At 68.2% G+C, this 22,649-nt stretch carries 19 protein-coding genes and 1 pseudogene; 10 read left to right on the plus strand and 10 right to left on the minus strand.

The window, feature by feature from the left end; translation table 11 throughout:
* Window positions 1-96 precede the first annotated feature (96 nt).
* From AC3A6P_RS18345 to AC3A6P_RS18355, 3 genes are all read right to left on the minus strand, one after another.
* Window positions 97-1,923 (minus strand): phosphoenolpyruvate carboxykinase (GTP), encoded by a 1,827-nt coding sequence (locus AC3A6P_RS18345; protein WP_487693094.1) that lies wholly within the window; start codon window positions 1,921-1,923, stop codon window positions 97-99.
* 253 nt (window positions 1,924-2,176) lie between these two features.
* Window positions 2,177-3,592, minus strand: a complete 1,416-nt coding sequence (locus AC3A6P_RS18350; RefSeq protein WP_487693095.1) for a hypothetical protein — start codon at window positions 3,590-3,592, stop codon at window positions 2,177-2,179.
* A complete protein-coding gene (locus AC3A6P_RS18355; protein ID WP_487693096.1) occupies window positions 3,589-4,563 on the minus strand; it encodes a hypothetical protein in 975 nt (324 codons plus the stop codon). Before AC3A6P_RS18355 ends, AC3A6P_RS18350 begins: the two co-directional genes overlap by 4 nt.
* Window positions 4,564-4,685: 122 nt before the next feature.
* Here AC3A6P_RS18355 and trmB point away from each other — a divergent pair, with 122 nt between their 5' ends.
* From trmB to AC3A6P_RS18370, 3 genes are all read left to right on the plus strand, one after another.
* Entirely contained in the window at window positions 4,686-5,462 is a 777-nt protein-coding gene (gene trmB / locus AC3A6P_RS18360; RefSeq protein WP_487693097.1) for a tRNA (guanosine(46)-N7)-methyltransferase TrmB, read from the plus strand.
* Entirely contained in the window at window positions 5,447-6,154 is a 708-nt protein-coding gene (locus AC3A6P_RS18365; RefSeq protein WP_487693098.1) for an NYN domain-containing protein, read from the plus strand. The genes trmB and AC3A6P_RS18365 overlap by 16 nt, the downstream gene beginning before the upstream one ends.
* A gap of 77 nt (window positions 6,155-6,231) precedes the next feature.
* Window positions 6,232-9,522 carry an MMPL family transporter gene (locus AC3A6P_RS18370; protein ID WP_487693099.1) on the plus strand — a complete coding sequence of 1,097 codons (3,291 nt, stop codon included), beginning with the start codon at window positions 6,232-6,234 and terminating at the stop codon, window positions 9,520-9,522.
* Here the strand turns inward: AC3A6P_RS18370 and AC3A6P_RS18375 are convergent.
* The gene (locus AC3A6P_RS18375) at window positions 9,519-10,655 is read right to left on the minus strand and encodes an AI-2E family transporter (RefSeq protein ID WP_487693100.1); all 1,137 of its coding nucleotides are present in this window, start codon (window positions 10,653-10,655) and stop codon (window positions 9,519-9,521) included. The genes AC3A6P_RS18370 and AC3A6P_RS18375 overlap by 4 nt on opposite strands.
* 7 nt (window positions 10,656-10,662) lie before the next feature.
* Between AC3A6P_RS18375 and AC3A6P_RS18380 the strand changes: the two are divergent.
* From AC3A6P_RS18380 to AC3A6P_RS18390, 3 genes and pseudogenes are all read left to right on the plus strand, one after another.
* Window positions 10,663-11,804 (plus strand): annotated as a pseudogene (locus AC3A6P_RS18380) (lysylphosphatidylglycerol synthase transmembrane domain-containing protein); the annotation flags it as partial.
* An 82-nt stretch (window positions 11,805-11,886) separates the two neighbouring features.
* Window positions 11,887-13,092, plus strand: coding sequence for a M23 family metallopeptidase (locus tag AC3A6P_RS18385; RefSeq protein ID WP_487693101.1), 1,206 nt, complete (start codon window positions 11,887-11,889; stop codon window positions 13,090-13,092).
* Window positions 13,089-13,481: a DUF3054 domain-containing protein gene (locus tag AC3A6P_RS18390; RefSeq protein ID WP_487693102.1), complete on the plus strand. Its 393-nt coding sequence runs from the start codon at window positions 13,089-13,091 to the stop codon at window positions 13,479-13,481. The genes AC3A6P_RS18385 and AC3A6P_RS18390 overlap by 4 nt, the downstream gene beginning before the upstream one ends.
* On the opposite strand, the gene AC3A6P_RS18395 is transcribed toward AC3A6P_RS18390, so the two are convergent.
* The 4 genes from AC3A6P_RS18395 to AC3A6P_RS18410 form a co-directional block, all read right to left on the minus strand.
* On the minus strand, window positions 13,434-14,792 hold the full coding sequence (locus AC3A6P_RS18395) for a sensor histidine kinase (RefSeq protein ID WP_487693103.1): 1,359 nt from the start codon (window positions 14,790-14,792) through the stop codon (window positions 13,434-13,436). The two genes, AC3A6P_RS18390 and AC3A6P_RS18395, sit on opposite strands and share 48 nt — an antisense overlap.
* Window positions 14,793-14,794: 2 nt before the next feature.
* Window positions 14,795-15,472 carry a response regulator transcription factor gene (locus AC3A6P_RS18400; protein ID WP_487693104.1) on the minus strand — a complete coding sequence of 226 codons (678 nt, stop codon included), beginning with the start codon at window positions 15,470-15,472 and terminating at the stop codon, window positions 14,795-14,797.
* 44 nt (window positions 15,473-15,516) lie between these two features.
* Window positions 15,517-15,876 (minus strand): heme-binding protein, encoded by a 360-nt coding sequence (locus AC3A6P_RS18405; protein ID WP_487693105.1) that lies wholly within the window; start codon window positions 15,874-15,876, stop codon window positions 15,517-15,519.
* Window positions 15,877-16,027: 151 nt separating this feature from the next.
* Window positions 16,028-16,510, minus strand: coding sequence for a hemophore (locus AC3A6P_RS18410; protein WP_487693106.1), 483 nt, complete (start codon window positions 16,508-16,510; stop codon window positions 16,028-16,030).
* 206 nt (window positions 16,511-16,716) lie between these two features.
* On the opposite strand from AC3A6P_RS18410, the gene AC3A6P_RS18415 reads away from it, so the two are divergent.
* From AC3A6P_RS18415 to AC3A6P_RS18430, 4 genes are read left to right on the plus strand one after another with little or no spacing between them, the layout of a single operon-like run.
* Complete coding sequence (locus tag AC3A6P_RS18415) at window positions 16,717-19,713, plus strand: MMPL family transporter (RefSeq protein ID WP_487693107.1); 2,997 nt, start codon at window positions 16,717-16,719, stop codon at window positions 19,711-19,713.
* The gene (locus tag AC3A6P_RS18420; protein WP_487693108.1) at window positions 19,710-20,237 is read left to right on the plus strand and encodes an XRE family transcriptional regulator; all 528 of its coding nucleotides are present in this window, start codon (window positions 19,710-19,712) and stop codon (window positions 20,235-20,237) included. The genes AC3A6P_RS18415 and AC3A6P_RS18420 overlap by 4 nt, the downstream gene beginning before the upstream one ends.
* A complete protein-coding gene (locus AC3A6P_RS18425) occupies window positions 20,237-20,920 on the plus strand; it encodes an alpha/beta fold hydrolase (protein WP_487693109.1) in 684 nt (227 codons plus the stop codon). Before AC3A6P_RS18420 ends, AC3A6P_RS18425 begins: the two co-directional genes overlap by 1 nt.
* Before the next feature lie 22 nt (window positions 20,921-20,942).
* Entirely contained in the window at window positions 20,943-21,347 is a 405-nt protein-coding gene (locus AC3A6P_RS18430; RefSeq protein ID WP_487693110.1) for a CoA-binding protein, read from the plus strand.
* Here the strand turns inward: AC3A6P_RS18430 and AC3A6P_RS18435 are convergent.
* A complete protein-coding gene (locus AC3A6P_RS18435) occupies window positions 21,337-22,023 on the minus strand; it encodes a hypothetical protein (protein ID WP_487693111.1) in 687 nt (228 codons plus the stop codon). The genes AC3A6P_RS18430 and AC3A6P_RS18435 overlap by 11 nt on opposite strands.
* Window positions 22,020-22,601: a hypothetical protein gene (locus AC3A6P_RS18440; protein WP_487693112.1), complete on the minus strand. Its 582-nt coding sequence runs from the start codon at window positions 22,599-22,601 to the stop codon at window positions 22,020-22,022. Before AC3A6P_RS18440 ends, AC3A6P_RS18435 begins: the two co-directional genes overlap by 4 nt.
* Window positions 22,602-22,649: the final 48 nt, after the last annotated feature.

Below are 22,649 nucleotides of genomic sequence, written 5' to 3' on the forward strand. Positions count from 1 at the left end.
CACGTGTCAAGAGTATTCGCGCCCAGACCGGCGTTTTGCCGGAATCTACTCGACATTTCCCGCCCAAACGTCGGTTTGGGCGGGAAATGCTCTGCGTCAGTCCGCTTCGGCCAGACGGGTTTTCAGCGCGTCGAACTCGTCCTTGATACCGGTGGGCAGCTTCTCGCCGACGAACTCGAACCACTCCTCGATCAACGGGAGCTCGGCGCGCCACTCCTCGGCGTTGACCTTCAGCGCCGCATCGACATCGGCTGCGTCGACGTCGAGCCCGGACAGATCGAGATCCTCGGCGGTGGGCACGATGCCGATGGGTGTGGTCTTGCCGCCGGCCTTCTGCTCCACCCGCTCGACGATCCACTTCATCACGCGGCTGTTCTCACCGAATCCGGGCCACAGGAACCGGCCGTCGTCGCCGCGGCGGAACCAGTTGACGAAGAACACCTTGGGCAGCTGCGACTCGTCGGAGTTCTTGCCGATGTCGATCCAGTGCTGCATGTAGTCGCCGACGTTGTAACCCATGAACGGCAGCATCGCCATCGGGTCGCGCCGGACGGTGCCGACCTTGCCCTCGGCGGCGGCAGTCTGCTCGCTGCCCAGAGTGGCGCCGATGAACACTCCGTGCTGCCAGTCACGCGCCTGCGTCACCAGCGGCACCGTGGTCTTGCGACGGCCACCGAACAGGATCGCCGAGATGGGGACACCCTGCGGGTCATCCCATTCCGGCGCCAGCGTGGGGCACTGCGACATCGGCGTGCAGTACCGCGAATTCGGGTGCGCCGCTTTGGCGCCCGAATCGGGGGTCCAGTCGTGGCCCTTCCAGTCGATGAGGTGCTGCGGATCGCCTTCCAGGCCCTCCCACCACACGTCGCCGTCGTCGGTCTTGGCGACGTTGGTGAAGACGGTGTTGCCCGCGGCGATGGTCTTCATGGCATTGGGGTTCGACGACCAGTTGGTGCCGGGCGCCACGCCGAAGAAGCCGAACTCGGGGTTGGTGGCGTAGAGGCGGCCGTCCTTGCCGAACCGCATCCAGGCGATGTCGTCACCGACGGTCTCGGCACGCCACCCCGGGATGGTGGGCTGCAGCATCGCGAGGTTGGTCTTACCGCATGCCGACGGGAACGCCGCCGCGATGTAGTAGGCCTTGTTCTCCGGCGAGATCAGCTTGAGGATCAGCATGTGCTCGGCCAGCCAGCCCTCGTCGTGGGCCATGGCCGAGGCGATACGCAGCGAGTAGCACTTCTTGCCCAGCAGGGCGTTGCCGCCGTAACCCGAACCGTAGCTCCAGATTTCGCGGGTCTCGGGGAAGTGCGTGATGTACTTGGTGTCGTTACACGGCCACGGCACGTCCTTCTGGCCGTCCTCCAGTGGCGCGCCCAATGAGTGCAGCGCCTTGACGAAGAAGCCGTCCTCACCGATCTTGTCCAGCGCGGCCTGGCCCATCCGGGTCATGGTGCGCATGGACACCACGACGTACTCGGAGTCGGTGAGTTCGACGCCCAGTTTGGGGTCCTCGGCACCGAGCGGACCCATGCAGAACGGCACCACATACAGCGTGCGGCCGCGCATCGAACCGCGGTACAGGTCCTTCATGATGGACCGCATCTCGTCGGGGTCCATCCAGTTGTTGGTGGGCCCGGCGTCGATCTCTCTCTCCGAGCAGATGAACGTGCGCGACTCGACGCGCGCGACATCGGAGGGATCCGACAGCGCCAGGTACGAGTTGGGTTGCTTCTCGTCGTTGAGCTTCTCGAAGGTCCCGGCCTCGACGAGTTTTGCAGCGAGACGCTCGAACTCCTCCTCGGAGCCGTCAGCGAACGCCACCCGGTCTGGCTGTGTCAGTTCGGCGACCTCTTGGACCCAAGCCAAGAGGCCCTGGTGTTTGGTCGGTGCTGCGTCCAGACCTGGAATGGTCGCTGAGGTCATGAATTTCTCCTGGGTAGGTTTTCCCGCCAGAACGTAATGCCCATACCGCTAAGCGGATGCCCCGATGGCGAACACGAACGTCCCTGGTTCTAGAGGTTAACGCGGGTGACATACCCGCGGTAAACCGGAAGTATGTCCATTGACTCACAGGAACGATTCAGATTGGCTTTATCTGCAGTGTTCATCGATTCAGTTTCGAATCGACGCGCGGCGTTGAAACGATTTATTCGAATTCGTCAGGTTTTTCAATCGTTTACCCGCCGGTAGTGATGCGGCCCAATTCGGCGCGTACCGCCGCCAGCGCCCGATCCAGTGCCGGCGCCGCCGCGTCGCGGGCGGCGGCCGCCCGGGTGCGCGCCAGAGCCTGCTCGCGCAACTGCGCGTCGATGGTGGACACCTGTTCGGCGACCTCGCGGCGGGAGGTCTCCTCCTGCTCGGCCAGCGAGGCCGTCATCGCGGATTCGGCGGCGAGCACTCGTGTGGCGACCAGCTGGTCGGTCACGGCCCGAGTGGCGGCCATGACCTCGCCGACCCACCGGTCGAGCACCGCCCTGTCCTGCAGGAGCCCGCGGGTGCCGATCACCCACACGGTGACCCCCAGCCCGACAAGGGCACACGCCACCGCGCCCAGCACCGCCAACCCCGGCGCCAGATCGGCCAGCAGCCGGCTCAACGTCAGCGCCACCCCGAGCCCGAACCCCGCACCGAGCAGCATGACCAGACGATTCTCCAGACGGCGTGACCGCAGTGCCGGCGTACCGACCGTGGGCGCTGCCGGCCGGGCCGGGGCGGGCACCGCGGGCAACCGCAGTTCCTGCGCGACGTCGGCGAGGTGCTCGGTGACTCCACTGTCGACGTCGCCGAGCACCTCGTTGACCCGCTGTTCGACGTAGGGCGGGAACTGCGGCAACCGGCGCCGCGTCATGGCGGCGGCGTCCTCCTGCAACTCCGACAGCACCGAGGTGCACCTGCTGCGGCTGAAGAAGCCCAGTTGCACTCGGGCCTGCTGCATCTGACTGCGCAGTGCGATGGTGCGTTGCGATCGGTCCAACCGGGATTCGCTGAGCAGGTCGGCGCGGCGACGGCGTAGCCGTTGCGCCCGGATCTCGCGGTCATCGGCGGCCTCGTCATAACCCCTGCGGGCCGCTTCCAAGTGAGATTCCCACTGCCGCAACCGATTTCGTCGTTCCAGCGCGGTATCGGCGAGTTGCCGGCGTAATACGTCCACGAGATCGTCGACCTGCGCCTCGCCGAGCTGCGGAGCGGCGGCCACCCCGATCCACGGCATCGCCTGATACCGCGGAAGGTGGCTGCTGACCAACGCGCGGTCAGCCTCGAGCACGTCGCGCCACCGCTGGTGCGCATCCACCTTGGTGACCACCCCCACCACTGCGTCGGTGGCCGCGGCCGCTCCGTCGAGCAGCGCACAGTCGGATTCGGCCAACGGGGCGGCCGCCGACACGGCGAACACCACCACCGCGGGCAGGTCCCCTCCGAGATCGTCCCGTTCGGCGACCGTGACGTCGGGCATGCGCTCCCGCAGCGCGGCGGCCAGACTGGTGCAGCCGGCCAGCCACGGGCCGGTCACCAGCACCGTGCCGACGCGCCGCCCGCCCGGTGGCGCCACGGTGGGCACGATCTCGCGCACGAGTGCGTCGACCTCGGTCACCGGGCGCCACCCCACAGGCGAAGCGAGCCGTGGACCAGGTCGGACGCACACGCCCGGTGCAGCACCGTCACCGGTCCCGCGCCGTAGCGGCGCCAGTACCGCGCCCGCTCCACATGCGTTGTGGCGCCAGCGGCCTGCACTCCAGCGGCCCGCATCACCTCGTGGGCCGCCGCCATCCGTGCCAACACCACGTCGTCGCCGAGAAGGAAGGCGGCGAGCGACGGGTCCGTGATCGCGGCCGCGTCCAGCTCGGCGATCAGCTCGTGCAGCCGCCGGTACCGCGCGTCGGCGCCCAGCTGGGCGATCCGGGCGGCCACCACGTCGACCCCACTGACCCGGCGCAGCGCGCGGCGGACGTGGTCGGCCGTCACGGCACCGTGGCGTCGGGCCAGCACCACCGCGTGGGCGATGCCGAACAGATCGAGCGCATCCAACAGCCGCGTTCGCTGCGCCACGCTCACCGAATGCGGCCCAGAGAGAAAGGTCTCCGCGGTGCGCAGATCGGCGGGCTCCCCGGCCAGCGCCCGCACCGCGTCCATGAGCCCCGGATCCAGCATGGTGGGATCCAGCGCGGCCCGCGCCAACAACCCCACGATCGGCTCGGCGGGGGCGCCGGCGACCGCGGTCAACTCCGCGCACCGGCGTCGCGCGGTCTCCACCGGCCCGCCGGGGCCGAGCCCGCAGGTGTCGGCCTTGGTGAGAAGCACCAGACCGGGGACCCCGGAGTCGACGACCGCGCGGTGGTCCTCGGGTTTGACCGCCTCGGCCACCACCCGCACCACCACGTCGATGTCCTGGTGCGGCATGTGCTCACTGACCTCGAACCGGCCCAGACCCGCCAAGGCCGCCGCGACGGTGCTGCTGCCCACTCCGGGCAGACCGCGCACCATCACCCGCAGCGGGGTGGTGGGCGACGTGTCGGCCACCCGCTGCTTCGCCTCGGTGAGCGTGAGCTGATGGGGTGCGATCATGTGAAGCCATCGTGGCAGCAGCCACGGTGTGGCGCGAGCCGCCCCGGCGATACCTGTGGACAGGCCGATCAAGGCAACTGTTGGGTATCAAATCGCACCACGATGCAGGTCTATTCCGTTTCATGAGAGACCATGGACCGATGTGTGCCCAACGTGGAGCGGAGTCGGTGGATGCGTCCACCCGGCCGACCGGCGCACCCGCCACGCACCCGCACCCCCGGATCACCAGTTTCCGGTCCCGTCGTTCCACCCTGACCGACACCCAGCAGAGCACCTGGGATCGGCTGTGGCCGCAGGTCGGCACCCAGGCGCGCTGGGGTGAAGAGCCTGCACCGCGGCTCGACACCGACACCTGGTTCGGCCGCCGGGCCCCGCTGATCCTGGAGATCGGCTGCGGCACCGGCACCTCTACATTGGCGATGGCGCAAAGCGAACCCGAGATCGACGTCCTGGCCGTCGAGGTCTACAAACGCGGCCTGGCCCAGCTGCTCTCGGCGATCGACCGCGAGAACGTGACGAACATCCGGCTCATCCGCGGCGACGCCGTCGACGTGCTCGACAACATGATCGGCAGCTCGACCCTGACCGGGGTGCGGGTGTTCTTCCCCGACCCGTGGCCGAAATCACGCCACCACAAGCGCCGGTTCCTGCAGCCGGCCACCGTGGCCTCGATCGCGGACCGTCTGCGCCCCGGCGGGGTGCTGCACGCGGCCACCGACCACGCCGGCTACGCCGAGCACATCGCCGACGTGGGAGACAACGAACCGCGGTTGCGTCGCATACCGGCCGATCGGGTGGCCGACCTGCCCATTTCCGTCACCCGCCCGGTCACCAAGTACGAGGGCAAGGCCCACCACGCAGGCAGTGACGTCGCCGAACTGCTGTGGGAGCGCGTGTGAGCATCGAAACCCAGCTCGACGAGGACCCGGCACAGCTCGACGGCGAACCGGCCGCGGCCGCCCCCGCCCGCAGCCGGGTGCTGCTGGTGTGGGATGCGCCCAACTTGGACATGGGCCTGGGCGCCATCCTCGGCGGCCGGCCCACGGCCGCGCACCGGCCCCGGTTCGACGCGCTGGGCCGATGGTTGCTGGGGCTGACCGCCGACATCTCCGCCGGCGGTGACGTGCCGGCCCTGGAAGCCGAGGCCACCGTCTTCACCAATATCGCTCCGGGCAGCGCCGACGTGGTGCGGCCGTGGGTGGAGGCGCTGCGCAACGTGGGGTTCGCGGTGTTCGCCAAACCCAAGGTCGATGAAGACAGTGACGTCGACATCGACATGCTCAACCACATTTCGCTGCGGCGCAGCGAAGGACTGGCGGCTCTGATCGTGGCATCCGCCGACGGTCAGGCCTTCCGCCAGCCGTTGGAGGAGATTGCCCACGACGACGGCACCCCAGTTCAGGTGCTCGGATTTCGCGAACATGCGAGCTGGGCGCTAGCGTCGGATACGTTGGAGTTCGTCGACCTGGAGGACATTCCCGGCGTGTTCCGGGAGCCACTACCGCGAATCGGGCTGGATTCGCTTCCAGACGAAGGGGCATGGCTACAGCCCTTCCGGCCGCTGTCGTCATTGTTGGCGTCCCGGGCTTGACGAATCAACGAGAACTTCAAAGCCAAACGCGCGCCTAGCGGCAGCGCACCAAGATTTTGTGAGGGTTAGGAGCTTACGTGTTCGCCTGGTGGGGTCGGACGGTGTACCGCTTCCGATACTTGGTAATCGGTGTCATGGTCGCACTGTGCGTCGGCAGCGGCATCTACGGCTTCAGCCTGGGCCAGCACGTCACGCAGAGCGGTTTCTACGACGAGGGCAGCGAGTCTGTCCATGCGTCGGTGGTGGCCGACGAGGCATACGGCCGTGACACGTCGTCGCACATCATCGGTATCTACGCCGCGCCTGAAGGCAAGACGGTCGAAGATCCGGCGTTCCAGAAGAAGATCGTCGACAGCCTCGACCAGCTCGAGCAGGACCACCCCGACGAGATCCTCCGTTCCATCGGTTACTTCAAGAGTCCCGAGCTGCTCGAGAACATGTCCGATGCGGACAAGCAGCACGCGTTCATGTCGATCCAGCTCAAGGGCGACGACGACGACACCATCCTGAACAACTACAAGTTGGTCGAACCCGACCTGTTGAAGTTGCGCGACGAGGGTATCGACGTCAAGTACGCCGGCCTGCAACCGCTGGCCAACGAACTCACCGGCACCATCGGCGAAGACCAGAAGCGCGCCGAGGTGGCCGCCATTCCGCTGGTCTCGGTGGTGCTGTTCTTCGTGTTCGGCACCGTCGTCGCCGCGGCGCTGCCGGCCTTCATCGGCGGCCTGACCATCCTGGGTGCGCTGGGCATCATGCGTCTGGCCGCCGAATTCATCCCGGTGCACTTCTTCGCTCAACCCGTGGTGACCCTGATCGGCCTCGGTATCGCGATCGACTACGGCCTGTTCATCGTGAGCCGGTTCCGCGAGGAGATAGCCGAGGGTTACGACACCGAGGTGGCCATCCGGAGAACGATGATGACCTCGGGTCGCACCGTGGTGTTCTCCGCGGTGATCATCGTCGCGTCCTCGGTGCCCCTGCTGCTGTTCCCGCAGGGCTTCCTGAAGTCGATCACCTACGCGATCATCGCCTCGGTGATGCTGGCGGCCATCCTGTCGATCACCGTGCTGGCCGCGGCCCTGGCCATCCTGGGCCCACGGGTCGACGCGCTGGGCGTGAAGACCCTGCTGCGCTTCACCGCCCCCGACACCATCTACTCCGATCCGGCGGCCACCCGTACCAACCCGTTCGCGCTGGCTGCCCTTCCGCTGGGTCTGTTGCTCCCACCCGTCGGCATCGCCGCCGGCCACCTTGCCCGCCACCAGATCCGCCGCACCCAGGACAAGGGCGCCCAGTTCGCGCTCTACGGGCTGATCCTGGGCTACGTGACCATGGCCGCCTGGGTCGGTTACGGCCTCTACGAGCTGTACCGCTCGGGCACCGCGAGTTCGATCATCGTCTGGATCCTGGTCGGTATCGCCGTGTTCGTCTTCGGCGCCGTCGCGTTGCTGTCGCTGGCGCGGTACGTCCCCGGGTTCCGCAAGCCGTTTGAATGGTGGCTGCTCTGGCTGGCCGAGAAAACCCAGAAGACCAAGACGCGCCAGGAGGTCGAGAAGGGCTTCTGGGGCAAGCTGGTCAACCGCGTGATGAAGCGACCCGCCGTCTTCGCCATCCCGATCATCATCGTGATGGTCGTCCTGATCATCCCGCTGGGACAGCTCGCACTCGGCGGTATCAGTGAGAAGTACCTGCCGCCGGACAACTCGGTGCGCACCGCCCAGGAAGAGTTCGACCGCACCTTCCCCGGCTTCCGCACCGAACCCCTGACCATGGTCATCGAGAGCACCGACGGCAAACCCGTCACCGACGACCAGATCGCCGCGGTGCGCAGCAAGGCCATGGAGGTCCCCGGCTTCATCGATCCGAACAACGATCCGGAGACGATGTGGCAGGAGCGCTCCTACCTGGACGGCGCCTCGAAGGATCCCTCGATCCGGGTGATCCAGAACGGCTTGGAGAACCGCAACGACGCGGCGCAGAAACTCGAAGAGCTGCGCGCCCTGTCACCGACCCCCGGGGTCACGGTGTCGGTGGGTGGCACCCCCGCGCTGGAACAGGACAGTATCCAGAGCCTGTTCGACAAACTGCCGCTGATGGTGGTGGTGCTGATCGTCACGACGACCATCCTGATGTTCCTGGCGTTCGGGTCGGTGGTGCTGCCCATCAAGGCCGCCCTGATGAGCGCGCTGACACTGGGATCGACGATGGGCATCCTGACGTGGATGTTCGTCGAGGGCCACGGGTCCGGGCTGATGAACTACACCCCCCAGCCGTTGATGGCACCCATGATCGGTCTGATCATCGCCGTCATCTGGGGTCTGTCCACGGACTACGAGGTGTTCCTGGTGTCCCGCATGGTGGAGGCCCGCGAACGCGGAATGTCGACCGCCGAGGCCATCCGGATCGGCACCGCGACCACCGGCCGGTTGATCACCGGCGCCGCATTGGTGCTGGCGGTGGTCGCCGGGGCGTTCGTCTTCTCCGATCTGGTGATGATGAAGTACCTGGCGTTCGGCTTGTTGATCGCACTTCTGTTGGACGCCACCGTCATTCGTATGTTCCTGGTGCCGGCCATCATGAAGATGCTCGGTGACGACTGCTGGTGGGCGCCGCGCTGGATGAAGCGCATCCAGGTCAAGGCCGGTCTCGGTGAGACCCACCTGCCCGACGAACGCAAGCGCCACGTCACCCCGGAAACCGACGATCGTGAACTGGTCGGTGCGGGTGCGGCCGCCCCCACGCGGGCGCGCCCGCCGCACGATCCGACGCATCCCGCCGCCCGGCCGGGGCCCATGCGGGTACCGGCGGGACGACCCGAGTCGTCGGCCGCCACGACGCGGATCCCCTCCCCTCCCCCGGGTCCCGCTGACACACGCCTGGGCAACGACGAAGCGCCGACCACACGTTTCGCCTCGGCCCGCAGCGCCGTGCGCAATGCGGTCTCCGGCACTGCCGGTCGTCCGCCGCGCCCCCCGCAGGGTGGGACCGGTGAGCGCGAAATCGAGTCCTGGCTGGGTGAACTGCGGGGCAAGCCGGGCGCGTCCGGTCAGCAGCCGCCCGTGCAGCCGCCGTCGGCGGAACCCACCCGCACCATGGGTTCGGGTGACAGCGACGCCACGACCGCCATTCCCACCACCCCGCCCGCGCCGATTCCCACCAACCCACCCGCGCAGACCCCTGAACCGGAAGCCGAGGACGACACCGCCACCCGCGCGATTCCGGTGTCGAAGCCGCGCAGCGGTGAGGCCGAGGCCGCTACCGAGAAACTGAACGCCCGCGGTGAGGCGGACGAGAAGTCACGTCAGCGGCGCGGCGGTGGAGTGAGCGCGCAGGATCTGCTGCGCCGGGAAGGCCGGAAGCTCTAGGCCTCGGGCACTTCGTCGGGTTCGGCGTCGACAATGGGTCCGTCGTCGTCTTTCATCCTGGCTTTCACGGCGTCCGGATCCTCGGCCACCAGAACCCGGATGGCGCTGTTGAGGAACGCGATGAGCGGTACCGCCAGCAGGGCGCCGACGATGCCCGCCATCACGCCACCGCCCGCGATGCCGAGCACCACGGCCAGCGGATGGATGGACACCGCTCGGCCCATCACCAGCGGTTGCAGCACATGCGCCTCGAGCTGCTGCACGGCGATGATGAGGCCCAGTGTGATCAGCGCGTAGACGAATCCCTTGGCCAGTAGAGCGACGATGACGGCCAGGAAGCCGGTGATCACCGCGCCCACCAGCGGGATGAAGGCGCCGAGGAACACCAGCGACGCCAACGGCAGCGCCAGCGGGATGCCCATGATGGCCAGACCGGTGCCGATACCGATCGCATCCACCAGCGCCACCAGGAAGGTGGCCCGGATGTAGCCGATCAGAGAGTGGAACCCGGCCCGTCCGGCGTCGCTGACCCGGTGGCGGACATCGCGGGGGAAGAGCCTGGCCACAAACGCCCAGATGTTGCGGCCGCCGTGCAGCAAGAAGATCAGCGTGAAGAAGACCAACAGGGCGCCGGTGACGATCTCGGTGACGGTCGCCGCAGTCGAGAGTGCACCGCTGGTGACCTTCTCCTGGTTGTTGCGTATCGCCTCGATGGCGGAGTTACCGGCGTTGTCGATCTGTTCGCGACTCAGGTGCGGGGGCCCTTCGACCAGCCACTCCCGCATGCTGTCGATGCTTCGGGTGACCTCGCTGACGAGCTGCGGTAGGCCGGAGACGAACTGGCTCACGACAAAGGTCAGCAGGCCGCCGAGGATCGCGAAGCTGCCCAGGATCACCAGGGCCACCGCTCCCCCGCGCGGAGCGCCGCGGCGATCCAGCCAGTCGACCACCGGCAGCAGCAACGCCGTCAGCATCGTCGCCAGCGCCACCGGCACCACGATCACGAGAAGCTTCTCCGCCACCCACAGCAGGGCGACCACCGCCGCGAGCAGCACCAGCAACCGCCAGGCCCAGGCGGCGGATTTGCGGACCAGAGGAGTGACCGATGCGTCCTCGGCCGCAGGTGGCAGCATCCGGTCACTGTATCCGCCGCGGCCGGTTCCAAACCGCGACATTCCCGGGCACGCCGTGCGGGAACGGCAGGGAGCGACCACCTTGCGCCGTTACTCTGAAGGGCGATGTCCTCCGACGCGCAGGCCGGCCCGGCCACCCGACAGCAGGAGGGGACCCGCAGCAAGTACTGGTGGGTCCGCTGGGCCGTGCTGACCGTGGTGGTCCTCGTGCTCGCCGTCGAGGCCGCGCTGGTGTGGGATCAGCTGGCCAAAGCGTGGCACAGTCTCCTGGATGCCAACTGGTGGTGGGTGTTGGCGGCCGTCGCGGCGGCCATGTTGTCGATGCACAGCTTCGCCCAGATCCAGCGCACGCTGCTGAAGTCGGCCGGCGTGGGCGTGCGGCAATGGCGTTCCGAAGCCGCGTTCTACGCGGGTAACTCCCTGTCGACGACGTTGCCCGGCGGGCCGGTGTTGTCGGCGACCTTCATCTACCGCCAGCAGCGGATGTGGGGTGCCTCCCCGGTGGTCGCGTCGTGGCAGCTGGTCATGTCGGGTGCCCTGCAAGTGGTGGGGCTGGCGCTGCTGGGCCTGGGTGGGGCGTTTCTGCTCGGCGCCAAGAACAACCCCTTCTCACTGCTGTTCACCCTCGGCGGCTTCGTCCTGCTGCTGCTGCTCGCCCAGGCGGTGATCTCGCGACCCGAACTGCTCGACAGCATCGCTGTACGGGTGCTGTCCTGGTTCAACCAGCTGCGCAACAAGCCGGCCGATTCCGGGGTGGCGAAGTGGCGCGAGATCCTGCAGCAGCTGGAATCGGTGAGCATGAGCCGGCGCACGCTGGGCACAGCGTTCAGCTGGTCACTGTTCAACTGGGTGGCCGACGTCGCCTGCCTGGCATTCGCCGCCTACGCCGCCGGCGGCCACCCGTCGCTGGCCGGCCTGACCGTCGCCTATGCCGCCGCCCGCGCCGTCGGCTCCATCCCGCTGATGCCGGGCGGGCTGCTGGTGGTGGAAGCCGTGCTGGTGCCCGGCCTGGTGTCCAGCGGTATGACCCTGCCCGCCGCCATCTCGGCGATGCTGATCTACCGGCTGGTGAGCTGGATCTTCATCGCCGCCATCGGCTGGGTGATGTTCTTCTTCATGTTCCGCACCGAGAGCCAGATCGACCCGGACGTCCCCGAACCTTCCGCCGGGGCGCCGACAGCGGACGAACAGAACCCGAACCAGGACCGCTGACACGTGGTTTGATCGGCGCATGTCGATACGCGGGCTCTCGATCACGGTGCTGGCAACGGCACTGCTGGCAGCCGGGTGCTCGTCGGATCCGGCGCCACCGCCGGCAACCAGCACGGCCCCGGCGCCGATGGTCACCCCGCTGATCGGCTCGGCCGTGGCCGACCCCGTCCCGGTACCCGCCACCGACGGCCGCGTCCACCTGGCCTACGAGCTGACCCTGACCAACACCCTGCCCAGCCCCGTCACCATCACCTCGTTGTCGGCGCGCTCCGGCGACCAGACGCTGGCCACGCTGCGGGGCGACAACCTGAAGTTCTGGACCAGGGCTTTCGGGGGCGCGACCACGCCCACCAACAAAGTGGAGGCCGGGCAGTCGGTGACCGTGTGGATGGACGTCGCGCTCGATTCCGGCGCCGAACCACCCACCGAACTGACCCATTCGGCTGACCTGACCGTCGCCAAACCCGTCCCCGGGCTGGTGCCCGCCACCCTCACCCAGCCCGTCGCCCCGGTGGCGGTGTCCAGCCGCAAGCCGGTGTCGGTCGCCCCTCCCCTCGACGGGCCGAACTGGCTCAACGGCGACGGATGCTGCGGTATGTCAGCCCACCGGATGGCACTCAACCCGATCAACGGAAAGCTCTACGCCGCAGAACGATTCGCCATCGACTACGTGCAGCTCGGCAACGACTTCCGGGTGTTCTCCGGGGCGGCGACCAAGACCGAGAGTTACCCGTATTTCGGGGCGCAGATCCACGCGGCCGGCGACGGGAAAGTGGTGGCGGTGCGCGACGGCCTGCCCGAGCAGACACCGACGAAGGCCCCGACCGGGCTGCCGCTGGACGAGTACGGGGGCAATCACGTGGTGCAGGACCTCGGCGACGGCAACTACGCCTTCTACGCGCATCTGCAGCCCGGCACCATCACGGTCAAACCCGGCGACGAGCTCAGTACCGGACAACCTTTCGCCGAGCTCGGAAACAGTGGCAACAGCGACGCACCGCACCTGCACTTCCACGTGATGGACGGCCCGGATCCATTGATGGCCAACGGTTTACCGTTCGTCATCAAGACCTTCAGCCTGAATCAGCGGCTGGCTTCCCCGGCCGGCCTGGACGCGTTGCTCGCCGGGAAGCCGGCACCGCTGGAGCCGGGATTCGCCGCCCGCGAGGAGTCAGAGGTCAGCCCCCTGAACCTCGACGTGATGAATTACTCTGTCGGACAATGACTCTTGAAAAGACATCCACCGCCTTGGCCGCCGACACCGCGGCGGTCCTCACCTTCTGCGCCATCGGCCGCCGAAGTCACGCCGAAGGGGTGACCGTCACCGGGGTCGCCGAAACCGCATGGCCGTTCTTGACGGGCACCGCGGCAGGCTGGCTGCTCAGCCGCGGCTGGCGCCGTCCCACAGCACTGACACCCACCGGCCTGGTGGTGTGGCTGTCCACCGTGGTGGGAGGAATGCTGTTGCGTGCGCTGACCTCGCGTCCGGTTGCCGCACCGTTCATCGTGGTGGCGTCGTCGTTCACCGCGGCGCTTCTGCTGGGGTGGCGGGCAGCGGTGGGGTCCTCATTCGGGGGGAGCAGGCGCCACCGCGACGGTCAGCGTCGCGCGTAGACCACCGAGCGGGCCGTCGGACAGCTCGATCCGTCCGCCGTGCAGCAGGGCCTGCTGTTCCACCAAGGCCAGTCCCAGCCCGGAGCCGCCGGTCTCGGCGGTGCTCCCGCGCGAGAATCGCTGCAGTACCGCGGTGTGCTCTTCGACCGGCAGTCCACGGCCGTTGTCGTCGACGACGATCACCATCTGTTCACCCTGCCGGTGCGCCGAGAGCACGATACGGGTGGCGTGGCCGTGGGTGACGGCATTGCGCACCAGGTTGTCCACGGCCAGCCGCAGGCCGGTGGGCCAGCCGAGAATGGTTCCGGCACCCTCACATTCGACGCTGATCTCGGCCGTCACCGCCGAACGGCTGTTCTCCCGGGCCACCCGGTCCAGTAGCTCGTCGACGTCGACGACTTCTCGGTCCTCGGCTTGGGCCAACTGACCGGAGGCCAGCTGACCGAGCGCGGTGATGGTGGCCTCCACACGCCGCTGGGCCCGGGACAGGTCGGCCACCACCTCGGCGCGCTCGTCGGCCGGCAGGTCGTGGATGCGCAGGGTGTCCAGGTCGGCGCGCATGGCCGTCAACGGCGTCCGCAGCTCGTGGGCCGCGTTGGCGGCGAAGTCCTGGGCGGCCTGCAACGAATTGGTGGTCGACAGCTGTGCGGCGGCCAGCCGTTTCAACATCCCGACCATCGCCTCAGAAAGATCCTCGGCTTCCTTGACGCCGTGCACCGGGGTGATCTGTTCGACACCGCCCTCACCGAGGCGCCGGGTCTGTTCGGTGAGTTTGCGCAGCGGCCGGGTGGCCGCGCCGGCCAGGAACCAGCCCAGGATGCCGGCGAACAGCACCGCCACCACGCCGACGAAGACGTAGATCGGGATGCGCTGACTGGACAGCAGAATGCTGTCGGCCCGGATGCCGATCGACATGAGCACGTCGACACCCTGCTGTTTCAACGGCACGGTGCGCACGCGGTAGTCCACCCCGTTGACCGTCACGGTCTCGGTGCCTTCGGGAAGTGCGGGCAGCTGAAAGCCCCGCTGGAACACCACGTCGCCCCCCGCCCGGGCGCGCCCGGTGGTCAGGACGCCGCGACGCGGATCCTGCACCTGGTCGGGGTACATGCTGGCATCGACGATCGAGTCGAGCCGGCGATCCAGCTGAGCCTGGTCGTTGTTGGCCAGCACCACCGACGTCAGCACCGCCAGGACGGCGACCACCGCCGCCGACGCGATGCCGGCGGCCAGCGCCACCCGGGTACGCAGCGAAACCCGGTGAGTGAAGCGCTGCCACAACGACTCTGGCGCCTCTGCTTCGGACGTCACACTCAAGAGTCGTCCCGCAGTACGTAGCCGATTCCGCGCACGGTGTGGATGACCCGTGGCACCCCGTCGCGTTCCAGCTTCCGCCGCAGGTAACTGATGAACACGTCGGCGACGTTGGTGTCGACGTCGAAGTCGTAACCCCACACCAGCTCGAGGAGGCGTTGCCGGCTGAGCACCACACCGGCGTTCTCGGCGAGCACGGCCAGCAGGTCGAACTCGCGCTTGGTCAGGTCCACCCGCTCGCCGGCCACGAAGACCAGCCGGCGGGCCGTGTCGATGGTCAGCGGGCCCACCGTCATGGCATCCGACGGTTCCTCGGAATGCGCGCGGCGGCGCAGCAGCGCATGCAGCCGCGCCACCAACTCACCGAGATCAAACGGTTTGGTCAGGTAGTCGTCGGCGCCGGCTTCCAGCCCGGCGATCCGGTCGTTGACCGTGTCGCGCGCCGACAGCACACAGATAGGGATGTCGTTCCCCAGCGCGCGCAGCGCGGTCACCACCGCCACCCCGTCGAGTTCGGGCATCTGGACGTCGAGCACCAGGGCGTCGTGGGATTCGTTGGATAGCAGCCGAAGCGCTTCCTTGCCGTTGGCCGCCACCCTGACGTCGAACCCCGAATGGCGCAGACCCCGGGCTACCGAGGTGCGCACATCCGGGTCGTCGTCGACCATGAGCACCATGTGGCCCGCCGTCCCCCGGGCGGGCGAATCAGTTCCAGGCGGCACTACAGGATGTCGACGTCGCCGTCCCCGTCGGTGTCACCACAGCGGATCCGGATGTCCTGCAACGGCTTGCGAATCCCGTTCAGCTCGGCGGCGATCTGCGGATTCGCGGCGAAGTACTCGTCGACCTTGGGCCGGATCTCCTCGTGCGGGAGGCCGTGGAGGCTGGTGAAGAAGTTGTTCACCTCGGGGTGGGTGAACAGGTATGCCGATGTGGACGCCGACACACCGGACGCGACGCCGGACAGGTCGGCGGCGGTGCAGTTCGGCGGCGGCTCAGCACTGGCCAACGGTGCCGCTGCGAGCAGCATCGCGCCGGCTCCTATGGCGCCGGCAACCGCGCGACGGGCTGTGAGCAACATTGATCGGCTCCTTCAAGAGGTAGTGGAACGCCATGTCAGATCCACCCGAAGTGATTCCGACCCGCAAAGCTAATCAGATTCCCGGGCCAGTTTCCTGGGTTGTGGGCAGACTATCGCGGCCGGGCGGCGAAACGACAGGTCGCCCGCACCGTCACGGCAGGCCGCTGAGTACGCCCGTCGAGGCCGGGACAGCCGCGCCCACCGGCGAGGCCGGGGACGTCCCGGCGTCGGCCGCCGCAGCAGGCGCACCGCTTTGCTGGGCGGACTGCATCAGGCCGAGCACCTGCGGCAGCGAGATCGGCAGCTTGCACTTGGTGGTCAGCGAGGTCAGCGGCTGCTGGATGGCCTGGAGATCCTTGGCGGCCTGCGGGTCGCGGTCGAAGTAGAGCTTCAGCGCCGCGATCGACTGCGGACCGGCCGGCTGCGCGGCGAGCATGGTCAGCACGTCATTGGTCTCCGGATGCGCCTCGAGATAGATGCCCGTGTTGGTCCCGACGGACCCGACGGTCCTGGCGATGGAGCTGGCGGCGCAGGGGTCCGGGGCGGCCCCGGCGGCCGGCGCGCTCAGCAGTGCGGCGCAGGCTGCGCCCGCCACGGCGATCGATGCGGCACCGGCGGTGATTCGGAAGGCCATGCGGCGCGCTCCTTCGGGTTTGTACTCGTGTTGCAGGACCCCCGACCTGGTCCACGGCCACTGGAGATAGTGCCATCCGCGGCCACAAGCGTGCCAATCCGAGCCCGCTCATCGAGATCTCGCCGAGACCCGATTACCAGGCTGCTGCGGTACGCTCGCGACACGTCATTCGGGGAGAATGCGGGGAGATCGACATCCAGCACTTCATGATGCGGCTGAGCAGCCTGCTACGCAGGGTTCGCTGGCTCGTCTTCACGGCATGGTTGCTGGCTCTGGTGCCGGCCGTCTGGCTGATCCTCAGTCAGTCGAGCAACCTGACCGGTGGCGGCTTCGAAGTCGAACAGTCGCAGTCCCTACACGTGCAGTACCAGGTCGAGGACCATTTCCCCGACGAGGGCGCCTCACCCCTGGCTCTGGTGGCCGCCCCGCGCGCCGACGCCAGCTACAACGACATGAATGCTGCCGTCGCGGAACTGGAACGCATTGCCGCCGAGGTGCCCACCGTCACCGTCGTGCCCAACCCCGCGCAGCCTGCCCCACAGCCTGATCGCCCCTATGTGGTGTCGCTGAAACTCGGATTCGACAACTCCGGCGCCGTCGACACCGCCAAACAACTGCGCGCGAAGGTCGGCATCAACGGCGAGGAGCCGGGCGAGACCGCCGAGGGCAAGGTGCGGCTGTATGTCATCGGACAGGGCGCCCTGGGCGCCGCCGCCTCGGAAGCCACCAAGCACGACATCGCCGAAGCCGAGAAGTGGAACCTGCCGATCGTCCTGATGGTGCTGCTGGCGGTTTTCGGCTCGCTGGCCGCGGCGGCGATCCCCCTGCTGATCGGGCTGTGCACCGTGGTGGTGACGATGGGGCTGGTCTTCGCGCTCTCGACGGTCACCACCATGTCGGTGTTCGTCACGTCGACCGTCACGATGCTCGGCATCGCCCTGGCCATCGACTACTCACTGTTCATCCTGATGCGGTTCCGCGAAGAACTGCGGGCGGGGCGGGATGTCCAGCAGGCCACCGACGCGGCCATGGCCACGTCGGGGCTGGCGGTGGTGCTCTCGGGTGCCACCGTCATCGCGTCGGTCACGGGCATCTACCTGATCGACACCCCGGTGCTGAACTCCATGGCCACCGGCGCCATCCTCGCCGTCGCGGTGGCGGTGCTGACGTCGGCGACGCTGATCCCGGCCGTGCTGACGACATTCGGCCGCGCCGCGGCCAAGCGGTCGCGGCTGCTGCACTGGGGGCGCCGAGCCGAAACCACGCAGTCCCGGTTCTGGACCCGCTGGATCGGCGGGGTGATGCGCCGGCCGTGGCTGTCGGCCGTGTGCGCGACGGCGTTCCTGCTGGTTCTCGCGGCGCCGGTGCTGTCGATGTCGCTGGGCAACAGCATGTTGCGCCAGTTCGATTCCAGCCATGAGATCCGGGGCGGCATGGCCGCCGCAGCCGAAGCATTGGGGCCCGGCGCGCTGGGACCGGTGCGGGTGCTGGTCACCTTCCCCGACGGAAATGCCTCCTCACCGCAGAACACCGCCGTGGTGGACGCCGTCTCCGCCGAGATCGGCCGCGCGGTCAACGTCGCGTCGGTGACCCCGGCGGTGTTCTCCGACGACAACCGCAGCGCCCTGCTGTCCGCGGTGCTCGCGGTGGACCCCGAGGACGACGCCGCGCGCAGCACCGTCGACTTCCTCCGCGACCGGTTACCGGAGGTGCCCGGCGCCGAGTCGGCGACCATCGACGTCGGCGGGCCGACCGCTCTGATCAAGGACTTCGACGACCGCGTCGCCCACATGGAGCCGTGGGTCTTCGTCTTCGTGGCCCTCATCGCGTTCGTGATGCTGCTCGCCGCCATCCGGTCGGTGTTCCTGGCGCTCAAAGGCGTGGTCATGACCGTCCTGTCGGTCGCCGCCGCCTACGGCAGCCTGGTGATGATCTTCCAGTGGGGTTGGCTGCAGGATCTCGGTTTCGAGCCCATGGGTTCGATCGACAGCACCATTCCGCCGCTGGTGCTGGCGCTGACCTTCGGCTTGTCGATGGACTACGAGATCTTCCTGCTGACGCGGATCCGGGAGCGGTTCCTGCAATCCGGCGACACCCGTGACGCCGTGGCCTACGGCGTGTCCACCAGCGCGCGCACCATCACCAGCGCGGCACTGATCATGATCGCCGTGTTCATCGGTTTCGCATTCGCGGGCATGCCGCTGGTGGCGCAGCTCGGGGTGGCGTGTGCGGTGGCGATCGCCGTCGACGCCACCGTGGTGCGGCTGGTGCTGGTGCCCGCGCTGATGGCGATGTTCGACCAGTGGAACTGGTGGCTGCCCAAGGGATTGGGCCGGGTGCTGCCGTCGGTCGACTTCGAGAAGCCGCTGCCGAAGGTCGACCTGGGTGACCTGGTGATCATCCCCGACGACATCTCGGCGCTGGTCGCCCCGGGCGCCGACATGCGGATGGTGGTCAAGTCGGCGGCCAAGCTCCAGAACCTGGCACCCGACGCCATCACCGTCGCCGACCCGCTGGCCTTCAGCGGCTGCGCGGGGCTGAGCGCATTGACCACCGCGTTCAAGGACAAGGTCAAAGGCAGTGACGACGCCCGCGCGGTGAGCGCCCGGCAAGCCCGGCTGGGCCTGCCCCTGCGCCGCAACCGCGCCGCCGTGCGCACCGAGAACGGCAGCGGCGCAACCGGTTCCAACGCGCAGGCCACCGTGCGGGTGCAACGTCCCGTACACCCGGTGACGATGTGGCGCGGACGGCTGTCGGTGGCGCTGGACGCGTTGAGCGTGCAGAACGACCCGGAGGGCGACTTCCGGCACGCGCTGCGCAGGCAGTGCCCGATGGAGACCACCAACGTGCAGCTGCCCACCGGGGACCGGTTGCGGATCCCGACGGGCGCCGAGACGCTGCGACTCAAGGGCTACCTGATCATGTGCCGCAACAACCGCCGCGACTTCGCCGAGTTCGCCGAACTGGTGGACGCCATGGAGCCGCAGACGGCGGCGTTCGTGCTGGCGAGCATCGACAGGTACTACTCTGGTCAACCATCCGACGGACAATGGGTTGCCACCCAGTTGGTCCGCCGGCTTTCCGACCCGCGGCCGTTCGACGCGGCGGAGGACACCGGCGGCCCCGCCGCTGAGGCAGACTGGGAAAAGGTCAGGCAGCGTTGTCTGGCCGTGGCCGTGGCGATGCTGGAGGAGGCGAGGTGACGTTGGCCGCTGATGCTCGCCGACCCGGCTTCCAACCGGGCGCACGGGGGACGCGCCCGCAGGAGACCCCTTCACACAAGAACGGTGCCCGCACCGATCAGCCCGTCGAGTTCTGGTCCACCGCCGCCATCCGTACCGCCCTGGAAACCGGCGACATCACCGTCTGGCAGCGGATCGTGGTGGCCATCAAACGTGACCCGTTCGGCCGCACCGCACGCCAGGTCGAAGAAGTGCTGGAGAACGCCGAACCGCACGGCATCTCGAAGGCGCTGTCGGAGGTGCTGGTGCGCAGCCGTCAGCACCTGGAAGCCAACGAACGCGCTGAGGTGGCACGGCACGTGCGTCTGCTGCTGCACCGCTCGGGTCTGTCGGAGCCGGAGTTCGCGTCCCGGATCGGGGTGCCCGCCGCCGATCTGGTGGTGTACCTCAACGGCGAGGCCAGCCCGCCGGCGTCACTGATGATCCGGATGCGCAGGCTCTCCGACCGGTTCGCCAAGATGCACGCTCACCGTCCACACAAGTAATGACCTATGCCCTGCTGCCCGGCGCCGGGGGCGCCGCCTGGTGGTATTGGCAGCGGGTCGTTCCTCTTCTGGAGGCCGCCGGTCATGACGTCGTGGCCATCGAGTTGCCCGCTGCCGACGACTCCGCCGGTCTGGCCGAGTACACCGATGTCGCGGTGGCCGCGCTCGCTGACGTCGCCACTGCCCTGATCATCGTGGCCCAGTCGATGGGGTCGTTCACCGCGCCGCTGGTCGCCACGCGGGTGGCGGCGCGGCGGATCGTGCTGGTGAACCCGATGGTGCCCGCACCGGGCGAGGCACCGGGCCAATGGTGGGAGGCCACCGGCCAGCCGGCCGCCCGCGCGGCGCACCTGCAACGAATTGGGTTGGGCCGCAGCGACTTCGATCCTGTCGAGGATTTCTTCCATGACGTACCCGATGACGTGCGCGCGGCCGCGCTCGCCCAACCGGAACCCCCGCAGGCGGACACCCCGTTCGCCCAGCCGTGGCCGCTGACGGCCTGGCCGGACATCCCGACGACCGTCATCCAGGGTGCCGATGACCGGCTGTTCCCCCTGGAGTTCCAGCGCCGCGTGGTCCGCGAACGGCTGGGATTGGAGGTCGAGGTGGTGCCCGGCGGGCATCTGAACGCGCTGAGCCGGCCCGACGAACTCGCGCAGAAACTGCTGTCGTACGGCAGCTGAGAGAGGGGTAGAGGAGTCCACGATGGAACTCGAACAGATCTTGCGGCAGACCCGAACGGTGGCCGTGGTGGGCGCCTCGGCCAACCCGATGCGGCCCAGTTACGGGGTGTACCGGTATCTGCGGACCAACACCGACTACGAGCTGTACCCGGTGAACCCGACGATCACCGAGATCGACGGCGACAAGGTGTACCCCAGCCTGGCCGACCTGCCCGTGGTGCCCGACATGGTGGACGTCTTCCGCCGTTATGAGGAACTGCCGTCGGTGCTTGCCGAGGTGCTGGCGCTGCCCACCCTGCCCAAGACCCTGTGGTTGCAGCAGGGCCTGTTCCACGAGCAGGTGGGGCGCGATGCGGCCGCCGCCGGCCTGCAGGTGGTGATGGACCGTTGTCTGAAGGTCGACCACGACCTGCTGATCAGGGGTTGACCGGCGCCACGTCGACCACCAGCCAGCGGTCGTCCTGTTTGGTGAACGCCACCCGCAGCGACAGCACGGCGCGGCTGGGCTGTTGACCTGGCACGTTCTGGGTGCCGCGCATCACCACCACCACACTGGCGGCTGCGGGTCCGATGGCTTCGACACCGGCCGAGATGGTCTGCGCCTGCGCCGAGACGTTGCGGCGCGCCAGGCCCGCGGTGGACTCGCCGAAGTTGGCCTTGAACGCTTTGGCCTGCTCGGGGGCCATCAACTCCGCGGCACGGTCGATCGAAGACGTCGGGTCCTGCGGTGAGAACGTCGCCGTCGCCTCCGACACCGCCGTCGCCAACCGGACCACCTCGGCGGAATCCTCGGTGAGCGCGTCATCGGGCACGGTCCAGTGGGTGTAGCCGACAATCGTGGCCGCCGCCAGCGCCGCAGTGGTCAACGCGACGATCGCCAACCGCAGCACCGGCCCGTCGTCGTCGGTACCGAAGGTGACGCGGTCTCGGCGCAACAGGTAGTAGTTGACCGCCATGGACTGCGCGACCAACAGGCACAGCATCGAACACGCGGCCACCCACCACAGCGGCCAGGCCAGGAACACGCCGATCAGCAGCAGCCCGCCAATAGCCGCGAGCGGTGCGAGCACGTCGAAAGCCAGCACCCGCCACACGTTTCTCATCGCATGGACTCCAGCCGCGAGATCATCAGCCGGCCGTCGACCTCGGAGACGTCGAGCCGCAGATTCCAGCGCACGGTCTGCGGTTCACCGCCGGAGTTCTCGCTGAGGGAGGTGGCGATCACCAGCACGGTGTCGGTGCGCGCAGCCATCCCGGGTGACAGTGACGGGTCTTCGGGCGGCGGGGCGCTGCCGGGCTCGCGGTCCAGATCGTTGTGCGCCGATTCGACGGCGACGGCTTCGATGCTGCCGGTGGTGCTCGACTGCAGGGCTTGCACCACATCTCGGTAGGGGGCCACCGCCGCGTCGAAATCGGCGTTGAGCTGCCCGACGGTGCCCTCGTGCAGGGTCTGCAGACTGGAGTCGACGTTGCCGGCATTCATGTTGATCAGCACGCCGGTCCAGTCAGCGGCAGCCTGCATGGCCTGCGCCCGGTGCCGAAGCTCCTCGGTCGCGTCGCGGTGCCCGGACCAGATGATCGCGATCAGGACCAGGGCACCCACGCACAGCAGGCCCAGCACCGCCGAGCCGATGCCGTAACCCGACCGGCGGGATTCCTGCTCGTCATCGTCGTCGGGCATGGCGGTGAGGCTACCTGTTCGCTTTCGCCGGAACTGAGCACCCGCTCG

It is taken from the genome of Mycobacterium sp. Soil_C_30 (assembly GCF_057656995.1).

What these genes read in the sequence shown, in the direction of transcription:
- AC3A6P_RS18345 (WP_487693094.1), bottom strand. Translation starts at nt 1,923, where the DNA reads ATGACCTCAGCGACCATTCCAGGTCTGGACGCAGCACCGACCAAACAC.
- AC3A6P_RS18355 (WP_487693096.1), bottom strand. Translation starts at nt 4,563, where the DNA reads ATGATCGCACCCCATCAGCTCACGCTCACCGAGGCGAAGCAGCGGGTG.
- trmB (WP_487693097.1), top strand. Translation starts at nt 4,686, where the DNA reads ATGAGAGACCATGGACCGATGTGTGCCCAACGTGGAGCGGAGTCGGTG.
- AC3A6P_RS18375 (WP_487693100.1), bottom strand. Translation starts at nt 10,655, where the DNA reads ATGCTGCCACCTGCGGCCGAGGACGCATCGGTCACTCCTCTGGTCCGC.
- AC3A6P_RS18385 (WP_487693101.1), top strand. Translation starts at nt 11,887, where the DNA reads ATGTCGATACGCGGGCTCTCGATCACGGTGCTGGCAACGGCACTGCTG.
- AC3A6P_RS18390 (WP_487693102.1), top strand. Translation starts at nt 13,089, where the DNA reads ATGACTCTTGAAAAGACATCCACCGCCTTGGCCGCCGACACCGCGGCG.
- AC3A6P_RS18400 (WP_487693104.1), bottom strand. Translation starts at nt 15,472, where the DNA reads ATGGTGCTCATGGTCGACGACGACCCGGATGTGCGCACCTCGGTAGCC.
- AC3A6P_RS18405 (WP_487693105.1), bottom strand. Translation starts at nt 15,876, where the DNA reads ATGTTGCTCACAGCCCGTCGCGCGGTTGCCGGCGCCATAGGAGCCGGC.
- AC3A6P_RS18410 (WP_487693106.1), bottom strand. Translation starts at nt 16,510, where the DNA reads ATGGCCTTCCGAATCACCGCCGGTGCCGCATCGATCGCCGTGGCGGGC.
- AC3A6P_RS18415 (WP_487693107.1), top strand. Translation starts at nt 16,717, where the DNA reads ATGATGCGGCTGAGCAGCCTGCTACGCAGGGTTCGCTGGCTCGTCTTC.
- AC3A6P_RS18425 (WP_487693109.1), top strand. Translation starts at nt 20,237, where the DNA reads ATGACCTATGCCCTGCTGCCCGGCGCCGGGGGCGCCGCCTGGTGGTAT.
- AC3A6P_RS18430 (WP_487693110.1), top strand. Translation starts at nt 20,943, where the DNA reads ATGGAACTCGAACAGATCTTGCGGCAGACCCGAACGGTGGCCGTGGTG.
- AC3A6P_RS18435 (WP_487693111.1), bottom strand. Translation starts at nt 22,023, where the DNA reads ATGAGAAACGTGTGGCGGGTGCTGGCTTTCGACGTGCTCGCACCGCTC.
- AC3A6P_RS18440 (WP_487693112.1), bottom strand. Translation starts at nt 22,601, where the DNA reads ATGCCCGACGACGATGACGAGCAGGAATCCCGCCGGTCGGGTTACGGC.